The following is a 16,140-nucleotide window of genomic DNA, read 5'->3' on the forward strand; positions in this document are numbered from 1 at the left end:
ACAGGTAGAGCCCGTGGCCGGCCTCGTCCTGCACCTTGGCGATCAGGATCGCCTTGCGCTTCAGGCTCGGCGCGCGCGTGATCCAGTTGCCCTCGGGCAGCATGCCGACGATCTCCGAGTGCGCGTGCTGCGAGATCTGCCGCACCAGCGTCTTGCGGTACGCGTCGGGCATCCAGTCCTGCGGCTCGATCTTGCCGTCGGCGGCCATGACCGCGTCGAAGCGCGCCTGTTCGGGCGAATTCGCGTCCGCGTCCAGCGGGGCGACGTTGCCGGGGATATCGAGGGATTGGGTGTACATCTGCACCATCCAGAATGAGTGGCAATGTGACGCAGTATAAATTAACCGACCGGTCGGTCAATTGAATTTTACTTTCCGTCGACAAGTGGAATAGGATCGGGGATACCCTCGGACGATCTTTTGCACGCGGGCGAGATTGCTTCACCCTCAATCCATCCAGGAGGTAGTGATGTCACGGACTGTCAGGTTTACCGAGGCCGGTGCGCCCGAAGTGCTTCGATTCGTCGAAGAATCGGTCCGCGGCCCAGGCCGCGGTGAAGTTCGCATCAACGTGAAGGCGATCGGTCTCAATCGCGCGGAATCGATGTGGCGCACCGACCGGTACATCGAGCCCGTCCGCTTTCCGGCCGGGCTCGGGTACGAGGCGGCCGGCATCGTCGATGCGGTGGGCGAGGGCGTCGTCGATTTCGCGCCTGGAGACGAGGTCAGTGTGATCCCGTCGTTCTCGATGAATCAGTACTTCACCTACGGCGAAGTCATCATCGTGCCGGACCATGCGGTGGTCAGGCATCCGAAGTCGCTTTCCTACGCCGAGGCCGCTTCGGTGTGGATGATGTTCGTGACCGCGTATGGCGCGCTGATCGAAGATGCGAAGGTCGGCGCCGGCGACTATGTCGTCGTACCGGCCGCATCGAGCAGCGTTGGCCTGGCGGCGATCCAGCTAGCGAACTACGCGGGCGCGACGTCGATCGCCGTCACGCGCCATGCCGGCAAGAGACAGCAGTTGCTCGACGCCGGTGCCGCCCACGTGGTCGTGACGGACGAATCGGACCTTGTCGAAGAGATCATGCGAATCACGGATGGGAAGGGGGCTCGCGTCGCTTTCGATCCGGTCGGCGGCCCGAACTTCGCGAAACTGATCGAGGCGCTGTCCTTCCAGGGCATTGCGTATCTGTACGGCGCGCTCGACGAGCGTGCTACGACGCTGCCCGTGCTGCAAATGATCGCCAGGATGAATTCCGTGAAGGCGCACAACATCTGGTTGACGAGTGGCGACCCGACGCGCCGAAAGGCCGCGGTGGAGTTCGTGCTCAAGGGCCTCGAAAGCGGCTCGCTGAAGCCGGTCATCGATCGCACCTTTGCGTTCGACGAGATCGTCGACGCACACCGCTACCTCGAAACCAACGGTCAGTTCGGCAAGATCGTGGTAACGGTGTAGCCCACGGCCTGGCATCGGCCTGGGCAGACTTCCCGTGCTTGTCAGGACACCACATCGGCGAGCGGCCGCCTCGGCGCATGACGGACGCGCGGGCCGCGCCCGACGCGAAGCAGGAGCTGCGGAAACGCGTCCGTGTGCAACAGCGTTCGCAGCCGCTCTCGCAGTGCGTCCACTTCGATCGGCTGGTTCAGGTAGGAAGCGGTCAATCCCGCCGATGCCGCGACCAGCAGCATCCGTTCGAGCGCCTGTCCCGTCGCGAGCCATGCCTCGCGATCGTCGCGCATCGTCGCGATGCCGACCATCAGCGGCGAGCAATCCACGAGGTGCTGGTGCGTGGCTGGCTGCCCCGCGCCCGCGTCGAACACGCGGACGGCCAGGCTGACGAGCGGCGCCGCGAAATCGAGCAGCGCGCCGACAGCGGTACCGTAAGCGGGCATGCCATCGTCGCGCCGCCGCGGGTGAATCCAGCTCGCGAGCTCGCGCCTGAAACGTGGGTCGGCGAACTGCGCTTGATCCGCATCGGTGATCAGTTGCGCGAGCGCCTCGCGCGCGGCTTTTTGCTCCACGCAGCAGGCAAGCGCGCCTTCGTCGTCGCAGGCATCGCTGAGTTTGCGTTGCAGTGCGGCGGGCACAGGTTCGTCGACGAACGGCGCACGCGTCGTCACGCGCGCCGTCAGCGCGTCGAAAAGATCGTGCAGGTGCGGGTCGCGAGGTCCGTCGCGCGACACGCGTACGAGCGCCACGATGTCGGGGTCCGCTTCCGCTGGAAACAGTGTGATCGCATAAGCGAGACCGAGGCGGCACAGCGCCACGCGAAGATTGAACAAAGCGGCGCCGCAGCTCATCAGAAGTTCGCGATCGAAAGGATCGACCACGGGAAGCGCGCGCATGCGGTCGGCGCAGATCTGTACGGTCTCGCCGTCGACGATGAACCGCCACGGTTGTGTATTGTGATTCGACGGCGCGAGAACCGCATAGTGCAGCGCAAAGCGCAGCTGCTGTTCCACTGGCGTGGAGGCGGGAAAGTGCGGTTCACCGATTTCCCAGGCATCATGTTGCGCGGCATCGCTCATCTCGAAGTCTCCTGTCGGATCAGGGCCGCAAGCACGCGGTTGGTGTCGTTATCGTGTCACCGGGCGCCGTGGCAGGGAAGCACTACAAATCGTTCTCGTCGTCGAACAGCTTGTGGCGGATCGCATAGCGAACCAGCCCGTTCTCGTTCGGCATCTGCATTTTTTCGAGGATGCGCGTCTTGTGCGTGCTGATCGTTTTCACGCTGACGCAGAGTTCGTTGGCGATCTCGGTGATGCTCTGGCCTTCGACGAGCCGCCGGAACACGTCGAATTCGCGGTCGGACAAGCGCTGGTGCGGCAGCGCGTCGGCGGGCTCGTTCAGATTCTGCGCGAAGCGTTCGGCCATCGCGAGGCTCACATAGACGCCCCCTGACGCGACTTTCGTCACCGCGCCGACCAGTTCCGCGCTCGCGCTTTCCTTGGTCAGATAGCCCGACGCGCCCGCCTTGAACGCGCGCACCGCGTATTGCTGTTCGGCGTGCATCGTCAGCACCAGAATCCGCAGATCGGGTTTTTCCTCCTTGATCTGCTTGATCAGTTCAATGCCGTTGCGCCCCGGCATCGACAGGTCGAGCACGAGGACGTGTGCCTGGGTCGCGCGAATCAGCGCGATCGTCGTCGCGCTGTCGCACGCTTCGCCGGCTACCTCGAAGCCGTTCGTTTGCTGCAGGATATGGCGCAATCCGTCGCGCACGAGCGTGTGGTCGTCGGCCAGCAACACCTTGATCATGGGTGATCTTCCGGTTGCATCCATGGGCAGGGAAACCTGAAGCAATCGCGAAGTTCGCGCTTTGCGCTGAGTCAATGCGCATGGAATCGCCGGGCATCGACGCGCGTTCGCGCACGCAAATCGATTTTAGTCGGCTTTTCGTGACCGTTGGCTCCAGCGGTCTCGCGATCGGCGTGTCGTTCACGATCCATCGTCGGCTATCTGCGGCCCGCCTTTGACCGCGGCTGACTCAGGTCAATCACGCCGCTTCGCGTCGGAACAGGATGAGCCCATGGCAATCGACGCCGGCCACGAACGACCGCGGCGCGAGCAGGCACGCACTGACCGATTGCCCGGCTAACACGCGGCATTCGTAACACGCGAGGCAGCCGCGACGGCTTCCATGCGCGGCTGCATCCACCCGATCACCGCCCGCCAGTACTCGGGCGAGTCGAACGCCGCCATCGGTACCGCGGTGTCGAACGACAAGCTCAGCGCCTGTTCCTCCGGCGTCAGTGCGTCGGCGCTCGCGAGTTGATGCGCGAGCGTGGCGGTGTCCGCGTCGGACAGATCGCGCGGACCGAGCCGGCGCGCTTCGATGCGTTGCGCGAGCACCGCTGGGTCGGCCCGAAAGTCGAGAATGCGGGCCGGTACGCCAAGCCGTTCGGCGAGCGCGAAAAACGTGCTGCGGTGACTCGTTTCGAGGAAGGTCGCGTCGACGATCACGCTGTGGCCGCTTTGCAGCACGCCGTGCGTGAGTCCAAGCAGGTGATCGTAGATCGCGTGACGCGCAGCTTGCGTGTAGTGTTCGGCGCCGAGCGTCATTTGCGCGTCGGACACTGGCCGCATGCGTTTGCGTTCGGCGTCGCTCGACACGCGTACCGCGCCGCACAGGTCCGCGAGGGCGCGGCTCGCGACCGATTTCCCCGAACCGGAAAAGCCATGACACAGCAGCAGAACGGGTGCCGGATTCTGCGTTTGCTCTCGCGCGACCTCGAGGTAGCGCAGCGCCGGTTGCGGGACCGCGACGTTGCGGCCGGCCACGTACCCCGCTTTCAGACACGCGACCCACGCCCGCACCAGCGCCCGATAGGCGATGTACAAAGGCATCAAAGACAGCGCCGCATAGTCGCCCGAGGTTTCGAGCCAACGGTTCAACAGGCGATTTGCGAGCCGGGGTTCCGCTCGCGCGCGCAGGTCCATCACGAGAAACGCGACGTCCGCCGCGACGTCGATCCAGCGTAGCGCATCGTCGAAGTCGATACAGTCGAACATCGCGATGGCGCCGCGCCAGCGAACCACGTTGTCGAGATGCAGATCGCCATGGCAGCCGCGCACGAAACCCTCGGCGCGGCGCCGCTCGATCAGCGGCGCGAGTTCGTCGAGCTGTCGCGCGCACCACGCGGCAATGCCGGGCAGCGCGGGATGGCTGCAATTGGCCAGCAGCGGTGCGTTGATCGTTTCGATCTGGGTTCGCACCAGCGTCGCGCTGCCGTAGCGCGACGAGGGCGCGTTGCGGGGTGCGCTCAGGTGATAGTGGGCGAGCCGCTTCGCGGCGCCGTCGACGTCGCGCGGCGTCAGCGCTGCGTGTGCCGCGAGACTCGAAAAGAGCATCGCCTCGTCGAAGCGGCGCATCTTGACCACGTGCTCGACGGCCACGCCGCCAGCGCCGAGCGCCAGCACGCCGGCACGGCGCGCAATCGGTATCACGTCGGCGTAGAGACCTCGCGCGAGTGGCCGGTTCAGGCGCAGCTGGGCTTCGCAGCAGCGCTCGCGTGTCGCGGCCGAGGTAAAGTCCGCGAAGCCTGGTGCGACCGGTTTGATGATCTTGTACGCGAAGCGCCCGGCGAGATACACGACGGATATATGCGTTTCGATCCTGACGATCCCGCCCGCCGGATGACGGTAGCTGCCCGGCCTGCGCAGCGTCGCGTCGAGTCCGCGCAGGCTGCGACGCGCGGCGCGCAATCGGTTGGCGACATGCAGGATGCCGTGAAGTGTGGCATCGGCTCGGCGTGCGGAAGGCTTGCGGCTCGGCGGCGAACTCATGCCAGCCTCCATGTCGCGACGAGCGGCGCGCCGGGCCGCGTGTGATGGAGAAACACGAGCGTTTGATTCGTCACGTTGACCTCCACGTACCGGGACGGCCGGCGCCAGTCTTATGCGCGAGCCGAAATCGTCTACCCATTTAAGTCATCGCGTATGGTAACCGGCTTGATCTGTATCAACGAGGCGGTCAAGCGGACGATACCGGCGTACGCTTCCATATGAGGTGGAGCGGGGGCACCGTTTGACCCCAGTCGAACCGCGTGCGATCGTGGCAGCGTCGCGCGGGTGGAGCAGCGGATGAAGCAATTCGATATTTTCAATGGCGATGCCGACGGCATTTGCGCGCTGCATCAGTTGCGGCTCGCCGAGCCTGCCGACACCGTCCTGATCACCGGAGCCAAGCGCGAGGTCACGCTGCTGCACCGCGCGAACGCGCAGCCGGGCGACAGCGTGACCGTGCTGGATATTTCGCTCGATGCGAACCGCGGTCCGCTCATGGCATTGCTGGATCTTGGCGTAAAGATCGACTATTTCGATCATCATTTCTCCGGCCCGATACCCGCAAACGCGTTGCTGACGACGCATATCGATACGTCACCGGATATGTGCACGGCGCTGCTCGTGGACCGCCATTTGCAAGGCCGGTACACGCGCTGGGCGGTGGTCGCGGCCTATGGCGACAACCTGCATCCGGCAGCGCATCGGGCCGCCACCGCGTGCGCGATCAGCACGTCCGACGAGCGTAAACTGCGCGAACTTGGCGAAGCGATCAACTACAACGCGTACGGGGACAGCGTAGGCGATCTTGCAGTCGAGCCAGTCGACATGTATCGCGCAATTCAGCCCTATTCGGACCCGCTCGAATTCATTGCGTCGACCAGCGTGCTGCCCGAACTGCAGACGCGGCGAACGGAAGACCTCGAACTGGCCTTGGGACTCGCGGAGGTCCGGCGGCTCGCCAATGGAACGCTGCACATTCTTCCCGACGCCGCGTGGGCGCGACGCGTGCGAGGCGATTTCGCCAATCTCGTCGCGCGACGCGATCCGGCGCGAGCGCACGCGGTGCTGACGGCCGGCGCCGATGGCCGATACACAGCGAGTGTACGGGCGCCGCTCGATTGCCCGGGCGGCGCCGACATCCTTTGCAGGAAGTTCGGCGGAAACGGCAGGGTCGCTGCGGCGGGTATCGACGGGCTCGATCGCGCGCGGCTCGACGAATTCGCGGCCGCATTCAGCACGGTTTTTTGCCGCGAATCTCGCGGAGCGGGTGGTCGCTAGTTCGATGCTGCATCCTCGCTTGGCGGGCTTGATGCAAGTCAACAATGGCAGGCCGCTGTGCATCGATCATTGGGCTGTACCGGAACCGGGGGCTGATCATCAGTGGCCGGTTCTTTTTGATTGGCGCATCGCACGGCGAAATCGACGCGTTGCAACAACCGGTCGACACGCCGAGCGAGCGGATTCGAAGTGGGTGCCGAAGGGAGCACGGCGACGCGTCCTTCAGCGCCTGTCCATTGCGTCGCCTCGTGCCTGCCTGCGTCGGTGTGCGGCAGCGCAGCGCACTCGAAACGGAGATCACTATGCAAGCCTCGGACATCATGACGACCCAGGTCGTGTCGATCGCACCGGACAGCTCGGTCTACGACGCGGCAAAGCTGCTCGCCGACAGCAAGATCAGCGGCATGCCCGTTCTCGACGACACAGGCAGCGTGATTGGCATCGTCAGCGAGGGCGACCTGCTCCGGCGCGTCGAAACCGGCACCGAAACGCCGCGACGCTCGTGGCTCGCCCAGTTCATCGCGCCTACGCGACAGCTCGCGGTCGAGTATCTGAAGGAGCGTTCGATTCGGGTACGTGACGTGATGAGCGCCCCCGCCGTCACCGTCGACGAATCCGCGCCACTCACTGCGGTCGCCGAACTGCTCGGGCGCAAGCACATCAAGCGGCTACCCGTGTTGCGCGACGGCAAGCTCGTCGGCATCGTCAGCAGGGCCAATCTGGTGCGCGCTCTCGCGAGTTGCGCGCCCGCGCAGCTCGATGCGCAACCGTCGGACGAGCAGATTCGCGCCGCGATCATGAAGGAACTCCAAGGGCAGCGTTGGGCGCTTGATGCCGACGACCTGATCGTCACGGATGGCGTCGCACATTGCTGGGGTCCGATACGCTCCGAGGAAGAGCGCCAGGCGATCCTCGCCGCCGCCGCGCGCGCGCCAGGCGTAAAGGAAGTAAAGGATCATCTGGAATATCCGGTCCCGTTCACGCCGATGTGAACAGGGGCGCCGCCGCTCGGACCTGCCAGCCCGGTCCAATCGCAATCGACGGATGTCCCGTGGGCGGGGCGCGTCGGTCACGTCACCGGGCCTCGCTGTCCAGCAGCGCATCGAGCTTGTGAAGGCGCATCTCCCAGATCAGGCTCAATGCATGAAAAGAGGCTTCCAGTCCCTGCAGGCAGTGTCGCGCAATGGACTGATCGACTCCGCCAACAGCAAGTCCATGCACGAGCGCCCGTTGCCGCAGCAGACGTTGATGGGATATGGCGACCCGGGCCCGAGTGGCGGCTTCGCAGCGGATCGCCGCGGACAGCTCCGTCGATTCCGCGTCTTTACGCGCATTCGCGTCCGCGGTGCAGGCGAATGCATGATCGCGGAGTTCGGTAACCTCTCCATTCATGACGACGTCCATTGTCTGTATTGCGGATCATGCAGTGCCAGGAGTCAGCTCTGAGATTGCCCGGTATCTGAATATGTCGTGACGGCGCCCCCCGTCTGCTCCGCTGAGGCGGGGGCGGTCCGGCGCGCGGGGATCGCCAGCACCGGGCGGGTGGTGCTGCGCAGTATCTGTTCGGCCACGCTGCCGAGCGGTGCGTAGCCGGGGCCGCGTCGACCGTGTGTGCCGATCACGATGACATCGGCCTCGAGCTTCGCCGCGGCGACCTCGATGCGGTGAGCGACGTCCTCCTCGGGGCGCACCAGATCATCGATTTCCGGCGTGCCCTGCACACCGTGCCGCGCCATGGTCCCGACGCAGTGCTTCATGAGCCGTTCGCCGTCCTGCCTGAGCGCCTCGCGCATGGCTGCCGCGTTGACGCCCGGCACTTCGGGAAGCATGACCGGCAAATCGATGACGAACAGCGGATGCAAGCGCGCGCCGGTATCAGAGGCGAACTGCAGCGCTGTCTCGAACGCCTGGGCGGCGCTCTCGCTGCCGTCCACCGCGACCAGAATGTTGGAGAACATCGTCGGCCTCCGCGTCTCGCGTGTTGTCGGTATTCATGATCGGCCGCCGATGCGGATCGACTACTGACCTACGTCAATCGAAATGCGCTTTCATGACCCTGCATCGAGGAACGCTTGATGCTGGCGATTGATGGCATAGTGACTGAGGCAACGCGCCCCGGCGTTGCGGGGGGAGAAAACGTGATGGGCAACCGGTTTCGCGACCGCACCGACGCTGGCAAACAGCTGGCCCACGCACTGCGCGACTATCAGGGCCGCGGCGATCTGGTCGTGCTGGCGCTGCCGCGCGGCGGCGTTCCTGTCGCATTCGAAGTCGCGCGGGAGTTGCGTGCGAAGCTCGACGTTCTCGTCGTCAGAAAGCTCGGCGCGCCTCAAGACGAGGAACTGGCGATGGGCGCCATCGCGACCGGGGGCGCCCTTCATCTGGAAAGGTCGGTACTTCGCGAACTGCAAATCAGTGACACCCAATTGGCCGATGTGATCGCCCGCGAAAGGGCCGAACTCGCGCGCAGGGAACTGGCGTACCGTGGGGACAGCCCGCCGGTGGCAGTGCAGGGTAAGACCGTGATCGTGATCGACGACGGCATCGCGACAGGGGCGTCGATGCATGCTGCAATCGACGCACTCCGTGGCAGAAATCCTGCCCGGATCGTGGTGGCGGTCCCGGTGGCGCAATCCGATGCGCCGATGGCATTCGAAGGAATCGCGGACGCGTTCGTCAGCGTGTTGCAGCCGGACTTGCTGATGGGGATCGGCGGGTTCTATGTGAATTTCGAACAGACGACCGATGAAGAAGTCCGCGCGTGTCTCGCTGCGGCGCGCGGCTGGGAGCCCGAGCAGAGCTCGGACCCGATCGGGTGAAGGCGCGGCGAACGGATACACGGCGGCAGGTCGTGTCGAACGTGGGGCATGTATCGTGAATACGGGAACCATTTGTACGCGGGACGTCACCGTCTGCGGACGGCAAGCGACGATTCTCGAGGCCGCGCAACTGATGCGCGAACAGCATGTCGGCGACATCGTGGTGGTTGAGACGATCGGCGGGCGTAGCGTGCCCGTCGGGATGTTGACCGATCGCGACATCGTGTTGGCGATCGTGGCCAAACAGGCCAACTCCGAGAAGATCTTCGTGAACGACGTGATGTCATCGCCGCCGGCGCTCGTCGACGCGGGCGATGATCTCTGGCTTGCCGCCTCGCGAATGCGTCTGAACGGCGTGCGGCGCCTGCCGGTCGTCGACGCCGCTGGCGCGCTGACCGGCATCGTGTCGCTCGACGATCTGCTCGAGGCGGTGGCTGGGCTTCTGTCGGAGCTGGCGCTGGTGACGGATCGCCAGCCCCACATCGAGCAGAAGACCCGTGCTTGACGCAAACGCGGCGCATGCATTGACCCGGATCAATATCCGCGCCGCCAGGCGCCGTAGGCTTGTATGTGGAACGCCGGTCAGACAGCGGCCCGCAACGCGACGCAATCGACCGGATGCAATTCGACTGTCTTGATCGAAGGCACCGCGAATCATGGAAGACGCTCTCGAAAGGCGCGCGCTGCTGCTTCATCTGGGGCGCGTGATGCAATTGATCGTTCGACTCGACGATATGGCGCCGAGCGCGGCAACGATTGGCGAGCTGATCGCACGACACCCGATTCTCGATGACGAGCCGCTGCTCGCGCAGCTGCGCCCGGATATGCCCGTGGCCGTGTTCAGAACCCGTGCGCTTCACGCATTCTGCCGGTGGCCGCAATGGTTGCTGGACAACCGTCTCGACAGGGACGCGCTGGCTGCATCCGTGCGCGCGTCTCTGTTCAGTGACAATCCGCGAGGCTGGCGTGCCTACGTGGACGGCTTGCGCCGCGACGTCGCGTGGTTCGATGCGAAGGCGGCTAGCCGGCGCTCGTCGCGTCGCGTTGCGGACGTGGCACCGTCGGTTCCGGACGACGGCCCGCCAGCGCTCGACGCGCCGGCCGGCCGAGGCGTCGCGACGGACGTCGAACGCGGCTTCGGCGCCGCAGGTGATTCCATCGAAAGCGTGGAAGGGGCGAGACGGCTAGATGAGGGCCGCGCCGACGAGCAACGTGCCGCGCAATGAAATGAGCAATCAGGCGTCGTTGACTGTCGGGAGATGACTCGTCGATGGCTCATGTTCCGAGCGACACGTACAAAAGCACGATCGGTGCCTTCGAACCATTCGGCGTTGCCGAGCGCAACGGTGCGCCATAGGTGCAGCGAAAATCCACGAATCTCGACCATTGAAAGCGCACGCCCGCGCCGATGCCCGCGAGCAGACCGGGGTTGTTCTCCGCTGGCTGGTCGATGGTGCTCCAGACGCGGCCGGCATCGAAAAACACGAAGGGTTGCACGACAGCGTTGCTCGCGCCGAGAGCGATCGCAGGCGTGCGCACCTCGGTCTGGATGTTCCAGCCGCGGTCGCCGAGCGTCACGTATGGGTCATAACCTCGCACACTGAACTCCCCGCCGAGCCCCATCTCCTCGCTTGGCAATAACGTGTTCGGCGTCCACTGAAACGTTCCGTTCGTGATCAGTGTGAAACCCGCGCCCAGCGCGGTGGCGCGGGACGCAGTCAACTGCATATAGATGTAACGGGCCGTCGCGCCCTGCCGCGCGGCGTTGAATGCCGCGTCCTGGTTGCTGCCATCCCATCCACCCGGACTGGCGACGAGTGTCGCCGCCGCGTGCGCCGTGCCCGCCTCGGTCGGTTTGCTGATGTCGTAAGCCAACACGAACTGATGGATGTGCGTATTCGAGTTGAAAACCTGGGAGCCGCCGAATTCCAGATCGTTGTTGCTCCGCTTGAAGTCGTATCCGATCTGGACCAGCTGCGCCATGTCCGTGATGGTCGGCAGACGCAAGTCATAACGGAAGCTAAGCTGCGCGGAAATGCCCGTCTGTCCGTACGTGTCGGGCAACCGTGGCGTGCTCTGCGCGTAGACGCCGAACAACTCGATACTGTCGAGCCAGGGCAGCGGCGCCGTGTAGTTCAGCGCGTGCGCGGTGAAGCGGGCGCGGTTCGGGCGGCCTTCGATATCCGGATTGCCGCTGAAAAAATCGTTGCTTGCCGTGAATTGATAGGCGATCTGCTGATCGAGCCCAAACAGGTTGCCGTAGCCGATGCCCGCAAAGAACCGGTCACGGCCGAGGTCCGGCACGCCTGCATTGTCGTAGCCCGCGCTGACCCGAAGCGGCAGACGGTCTTCGGTTTGCAGCACGACGTCGGTCGTGTCCGCTGCTTCACCGGGTGCAAAGACAGCATCGACCCGTCGATAAGGATTCGCGTTGAGCACGGCAAGTCCCTTTGAGACCGTCGATTGCGGGATCGGTGCGCCGGGCTCGAGCGGCATTTCACGTTCGAGAAGCCTGCTCGGAAAGTAGGTGTTGCCGCTTGCATGAACCCGCCCGAGCTTGAACTCGGCAATGGCGATGCGCACGACCCCCGAGCTGACGTCCTGTTCCGGCACGTAGACGTCGACTAGCGGCTTTCCCGCTGCCCGATAACGCGCGACCACGGCGCGGCGAATCTCGGCGAGGCGGCCGAAGCTCAGCGGCTTGTCGAGGTCCGTGCCGAAGCTCTGCAGGAACGCGGCGTCGAGTACGGGCAGTCCTTGCGCGACGATGCGTTGTTGCTGCGTCACCGATGCCGCCGCGGACGCGCCGGCCGGTTCGAAGATCAGCCCGGCAAGCCGCTCGACTGCGATCCGTGCGGACTCGGCCTGGGTTTCCGGGGAGGCGGGCGGCGGCGCGCTTCGCGGCGCCTGCGGGGTGGGTTGAGGCGCGAGATCGCGCCATGCCTGTGCCGCTACGGGTGAGGTCTGCATGAGGCCCGCAACGCACGACGCGATCATCAGGACAGCAGCGCAGTCGGCGGATCGCGGTTTCATCGATCGTTTGATTGCAAAGCGCTGCGGCTGGAGGCAGCAGGCCGCGGCGACGCTGCGCGCGCGTTGCGCTGCAAGCGATGCCATCGCGCATGCAAGACGAGCCTTCCGTGGTTCATCGCGATACCTGTTGACGGGTGTAGTGCATCGAGTGCGGAGCCGCGCGTCGAAATCATTCTAGTCGAAGCACCTCGCGCGAATCTCCAAAAGAAGCTCGAACCCTCTGCACACCTCTCGAACGACTCGCAGTTCGGATGGTCGTCGTAGGCACCCGCCACCGCGTGCCTGCCGCGTTCGACGTATGGAGGAAACACTTACCTAGGGTATCCACCATATGTACCGCCGCTAATCCGTCCGCGTCTCGAGGCGGCCTGATCACGCGAGCGTAGTGGCCGCGCGGGGGCTCTCACGACGCGCTATTTTTGCAACTCGTGTAACTCGCCGATCAGGCTCGCCGCGTAGCCCGGAATATTCGCCGCTTGCTGTGGCGCGGCGAAGTAGTATCCCTGAACGATCTCGCAGCCGGCCTCGGCAAGAAAAGCCAATTGCTCCGCTCGTTCGACGCCTTCCGCGACGACTTCGAAACGCAGGTTGCGGGCAAGTGCGATGATCGCACCGATAATCGTCTCATCCGCACGACTGCTGCCAATGCCGCGGATGAACGACATGTCGATCTTCAGACGGTCAGCGTGAAAGCTGCGCAGATAAGCCAGGCTCGAGTAACCGGCGCCGAAGTCGTCGATCGCTATGGATACGCCGATGTCGTGCAGGGCGCGCAGCGTGGGCAGAGCGCCCGGGGCGACCAGGCCTCCTTCGGTAATCTCCAGTTCCAGCCGGTCCGCGGCCAATTGCGACGCGGCAAGAGCACGCCGCACGACGGCGCCGAAATCACTCGAAGTAAGCTGGCTCGGCGACACGTTGACCGACATGCGCAACTCCGGCAGCACTTCTTCCCAGCGCTTTGCCTGTGCACAGGCAGTTTGCAGCACCCATTCTCCGATTGACGAAATCAAACCAATGTCTTCGGCCAAGGGTATGAACGTCGTTGGGCTGACCGTGCCGAAGTCCGCGTCGTGCCAGCGGATCAGCGCCTCGACCCCGGTCAGCCGGTAACTGCGTATCTCCACTTGCGGCTGGTACACCAGCTCGAAGCCGTTGTGCTCGACGGCGTTGCGCAGCTTGTGCGATAGCGCGATGCGCTGAGCCGCTTCATGTGCGAGCGAAGGTGCAAATCGCTCGACGCCGTTACGCCCGCCTGCCTTGACTCGATACATCGCGAGGTCGGCGTGTTTCAGCAGCGTTTCGCAGTCTGTGCCGTCCTGCGGATAGCAGCTGACCCCAACGCTCATCCGGACCCGCAGTTGCATGTCGTCGATTTGCACCGGCTCGTCCAGCGTTTGCGTCACGCGCGCCAACAGCGCGGAGAGTTCGGCATCGCCGGTTGAGCCCTTCAACATCGTCACGAACTCGTCGCCGCCATAGCGGGTGACCACGCCATCCGATCCGACCGATGCCGACAGGCGTCGCGCAACTTCCTGCAACAGGCGATCGCCGGCGCCGTGGCCCAGGCTGTCGTTGATGTCTTTGAAATGATCGAGGTCGATGAACAGCAGCGCGAACTCGTGACCCTCGAGGATCGCCGCGTCGATCAGCTCACGCAGCGTCACGCGATTCGGCAAGTCCGTCAGCGCATCGCGGCGCGCCTGCCTGACCAGCAGATCGCGCGATTCGATGAGCTCTGTCAGGTCGCTCACCACGCTGATGTGATGGGTAACCTTTTCCGACTCGTCGCGTACTTGCGCGACGTATAGCTGATACCAGAACTCTGTTCCGTTCGCGCGGCGGCTCTTCGTCAGCGTGGTGGCCTCGCGTTTCCCGGCAATCGCCGTACCGATCTGTTGCCACAGTCCGGGTGTTTCCGGCCGAACTGAGTGATCGCCGCCTGCGTTCTGCGGGCGCTCATAGCCGGTTATTTTCTCGAATGCCGGGTTCGCGTATTCGACCACGTCGCCGCTTGGACCGGGTCGCGTGATAAGCACGCCGTTGCCGATTGCGTCCAGTGCACGGCTTCGCAGCAACAACGCGAGCTCGGCGTTCTTTCGCTCCGTGACGTCGACGGCCGTGATGAAGCACGCTCGATGATGGCCATAGGTGAGGAAGTGGTACGACAGTTCGACGTAGACGGGCGTGCCGTCGCTGTGTCGATGCCTGCATACACCGGCCGAGCCGCTGGTGGTAGCCGCGGCCAGCAGTTCGTGCAGATCGCGCAGAAACGACGGCAAGTCGGCTTGCGCATACAGAGCGGCCATGTCGAGCGAACATAGCTGATGGCGCGTGCGCCCGTATTGCGAGGCGGCGGCGCGGTTCGCAGCGAGAATCGATAGCGTCTCGACGTCGAAAATCAACATCGGCAGTGGATGATGATCAAAGTACTGACGGAACCGGCGCTCGCTTTCTGAGGCGATGACGCGCGCGCTTTGCCGCGCGATACGGGCGCGATAGTGAGCAATCAATGCATAGCAAAAGAGAAAACATGCCGCCAGCGCCGTGGTTGCAAGCACGGTCCGTTCTATCACCAGGTGGCGCGTCGCGCTGTCGGATGCAGCCCTCAGGGAAGCGGTCTGCGCGTCGCGGAGGGTCACCAGCTGGGTCACGATGTTCGCCAGCATGCGGTTTGCTGCGAGCAGCTCAGGGCTGTCGACCGAGGCGCGGCCGTCCGCCACGCGCGCACGTACCGCGATGTCGGCCAGAAGCCACGCCCAGCCGGCCGTCTCGCCGCGCAGGCGGCGCACCACCAGTTGGCTTCGCGGGTCGCTTGCGTAACTTTGTTCCAGCCGGTCGAAGCAGGCGGCGGCCGACACCACACGCTGCACCGGCCACGCGAAAGATGCCACCCGTGCACTGTCGAGCCCCACCAGGAAGTCGGCGTTCGCCTGGATGTGCACTGCTTGCAGCGTCTCGATGTCGTCGCGGGCACGCAGGGCGTGAATGCGCTCCGCAACGGACCGCTCGTGCCATATCAGCGTATAACCAATGCCGACAGCGAAAATGACGAGGCCAGTCAACACCAGGGCGACGGTGATGATCAGTTGCCGGTCGACGCCATGTCGCCGCCTCCACCGGCCAATCACGCCAGCGATGCCTAAGCTTGGAATGTATTGCATCGATTCAGAATCAGCGCGCGTGAGTGCAGAACATTGATACTCGACGGCGGCATGGCTGTGCGTCAGCATCTTTTACCGGTTATTGCGCGCGGTAACCGGGTTATTGTCTCCTCAGTGAAGGTATCGGCAGCAAGAAGAAGAACTTGAGAATCAACCTGCTTCGCCCGTAGTCTGGACGACCGACGGTTCGACGGAGAACGTTCAACAATCACCTGAAAAAGAGCGCTCAGAGTTTGAGCGTAGAATCCATTCACGAATCCAACACGCCAGCGTTCGGTCCGCGCTAGTGCCTGGCGTTCGGGCATCATCGCCTGCAAATGCCTTCGACATGTCCGTCTCCCCGACGGCCAGTTCCGCATTCGGTCATGCGCAGCGCGCACGAACCCCTGCCCACTGCGGTAACTGTGCGACAGCATCGCACTTCGCGCTCGGCATGACCGGCGTCGCATTTACATCGGCGTAGTGGGGCAAGCGAATACCGCGTTGGGTGGATGCTTGCCTGCGCGAAGCGCCTTCTCCGGACTCCAGAACGAGCGCGCACGCCGATTTATTCCCGCCATG

14 protein-coding genes are annotated in these 16,140 nt (G+C 64.3%); 6 read left to right on the forward strand and 8 right to left on the reverse strand.

The genetic code is table 11. The features are described from left to right. Positions 1-298 (reverse strand): Phenylacetic acid catabolic protein (locus tag GCT19_RS21130; protein ID WP_193727433.1); only part of this gene is annotated, 298 nt, incomplete at its 3' end. A 169-nt stretch (positions 299-467) separates the two neighbouring features. Here GCT19_RS21130 and GCT19_RS21135 point away from each other — a divergent pair. Further along, on the forward strand, positions 468-1,457 hold the full coding sequence (locus GCT19_RS21135; protein ID WP_152853036.1) for a zinc-dependent alcohol dehydrogenase family protein: 990 nt from the start codon (positions 468-470) through the stop codon (positions 1,455-1,457). Positions 1,458-1,498: 41 nt separating this feature from the next. On the opposite strand, the gene GCT19_RS21140 is transcribed toward GCT19_RS21135, so the two are convergent. The 3 genes from GCT19_RS21140 to GCT19_RS21150 form a co-directional block, all read right to left on the reverse strand. Then, complete coding sequence (locus tag GCT19_RS21140) at positions 1,499-2,530, reverse strand: Acg family FMN-binding oxidoreductase (RefSeq protein WP_152853037.1); 1,032 nt, start codon at positions 2,528-2,530, stop codon at positions 1,499-1,501. An 82-nt stretch (positions 2,531-2,612) separates the two neighbouring features. Beyond that, the gene (locus tag GCT19_RS21145; protein ID WP_018432616.1) at positions 2,613-3,260 is read right to left on the reverse strand and encodes a response regulator; all 648 of its coding nucleotides are present in this window, start codon (positions 3,258-3,260) and stop codon (positions 2,613-2,615) included. A 336-nt stretch (positions 3,261-3,596) separates the two neighbouring features. After that, on the reverse strand, positions 3,597-5,288 hold the full coding sequence (locus GCT19_RS21150) for a bifunctional aminoglycoside phosphotransferase/ATP-binding protein (RefSeq protein WP_152853038.1): 1,692 nt from the start codon (positions 5,286-5,288) through the stop codon (positions 3,597-3,599). A gap of 297 nt (positions 5,289-5,585) precedes the next feature. Between GCT19_RS21150 and GCT19_RS21155 the strand changes: the two genes are divergently transcribed. After that, complete coding sequence (locus GCT19_RS21155) at positions 5,586-6,566, forward strand: acetyltransferase (protein ID WP_152853039.1); 981 nt, start codon at positions 5,586-5,588, stop codon at positions 6,564-6,566. A 302-nt stretch (positions 6,567-6,868) separates the two neighbouring features. Then, on the forward strand, positions 6,869-7,558 hold the full coding sequence (locus tag GCT19_RS21160) for a CBS domain-containing protein (RefSeq protein WP_026228122.1): 690 nt from the start codon (positions 6,869-6,871) through the stop codon (positions 7,556-7,558). A gap of 82 nt (positions 7,559-7,640) precedes the next feature. Here the strand turns inward: GCT19_RS21160 and GCT19_RS21165 are convergent, their stop codons facing one another. Both GCT19_RS21165 and GCT19_RS21170 read right to left on the reverse strand, forming a co-directional pair. Then, complete coding sequence (locus tag GCT19_RS21165; protein ID WP_152853040.1) at positions 7,641-7,970, reverse strand: hypothetical protein; 330 nt, start codon at positions 7,968-7,970, stop codon at positions 7,641-7,643. A gap of 32 nt (positions 7,971-8,002) precedes the next feature. Then, complete coding sequence (locus tag GCT19_RS21170; RefSeq protein ID WP_152853041.1) at positions 8,003-8,524, reverse strand: universal stress protein; 522 nt, start codon at positions 8,522-8,524, stop codon at positions 8,003-8,005. Between the two features lie 183 nt (positions 8,525-8,707). Between GCT19_RS21170 and GCT19_RS21175 the strand changes: the two genes are divergently transcribed. From GCT19_RS21175 to GCT19_RS21185, 3 genes are all read left to right on the forward strand, one after another. Further along, positions 8,708-9,385 carry a phosphoribosyltransferase gene (locus tag GCT19_RS21175; protein ID WP_152853133.1) on the forward strand — a complete coding sequence of 226 codons (678 nt, stop codon included), beginning with the start codon at positions 8,708-8,710 and terminating at the stop codon, positions 9,383-9,385. Positions 9,386-9,440: 55 nt separating this feature from the next. After that, a complete protein-coding gene (locus tag GCT19_RS21180; RefSeq protein WP_321576843.1) occupies positions 9,441-9,890 on the forward strand; it encodes a CBS domain-containing protein in 450 nt (149 codons plus the stop codon). A gap of 151 nt (positions 9,891-10,041) precedes the next feature. Next, on the forward strand, positions 10,042-10,611 hold the full coding sequence (locus GCT19_RS21185; protein ID WP_152853042.1) for a hypothetical protein: 570 nt from the start codon (positions 10,042-10,044) through the stop codon (positions 10,609-10,611). 49 nt (positions 10,612-10,660) lie between these two features. On the opposite strand, the gene GCT19_RS21190 is transcribed toward GCT19_RS21185, so the two are convergent. Together GCT19_RS21190 and GCT19_RS44625 are read right to left on the reverse strand one after the other, a co-directional pair. Continuing rightward, the gene (locus GCT19_RS21190; protein WP_152853134.1) at positions 10,661-12,382 is read right to left on the reverse strand and encodes a ShlB/FhaC/HecB family hemolysin secretion/activation protein; all 1,722 of its coding nucleotides are present in this window, start codon (positions 12,380-12,382) and stop codon (positions 10,661-10,663) included. Positions 12,383-12,831: 449 nt separating this feature from the next. Next, a complete protein-coding gene (locus GCT19_RS44625; protein WP_321576844.1) occupies positions 12,832-15,579 on the reverse strand; it encodes a putative bifunctional diguanylate cyclase/phosphodiesterase in 2,748 nt (915 codons plus the stop codon). Positions 15,580-16,140 lie beyond the last annotated feature (561 nt).

This window comes from Paraburkholderia atlantica (genome assembly GCF_009362785.1).
Taxonomy (GTDB): domain Bacteria; phylum Pseudomonadota; class Gammaproteobacteria; order Burkholderiales; family Burkholderiaceae; genus Paraburkholderia; species Paraburkholderia atlantica.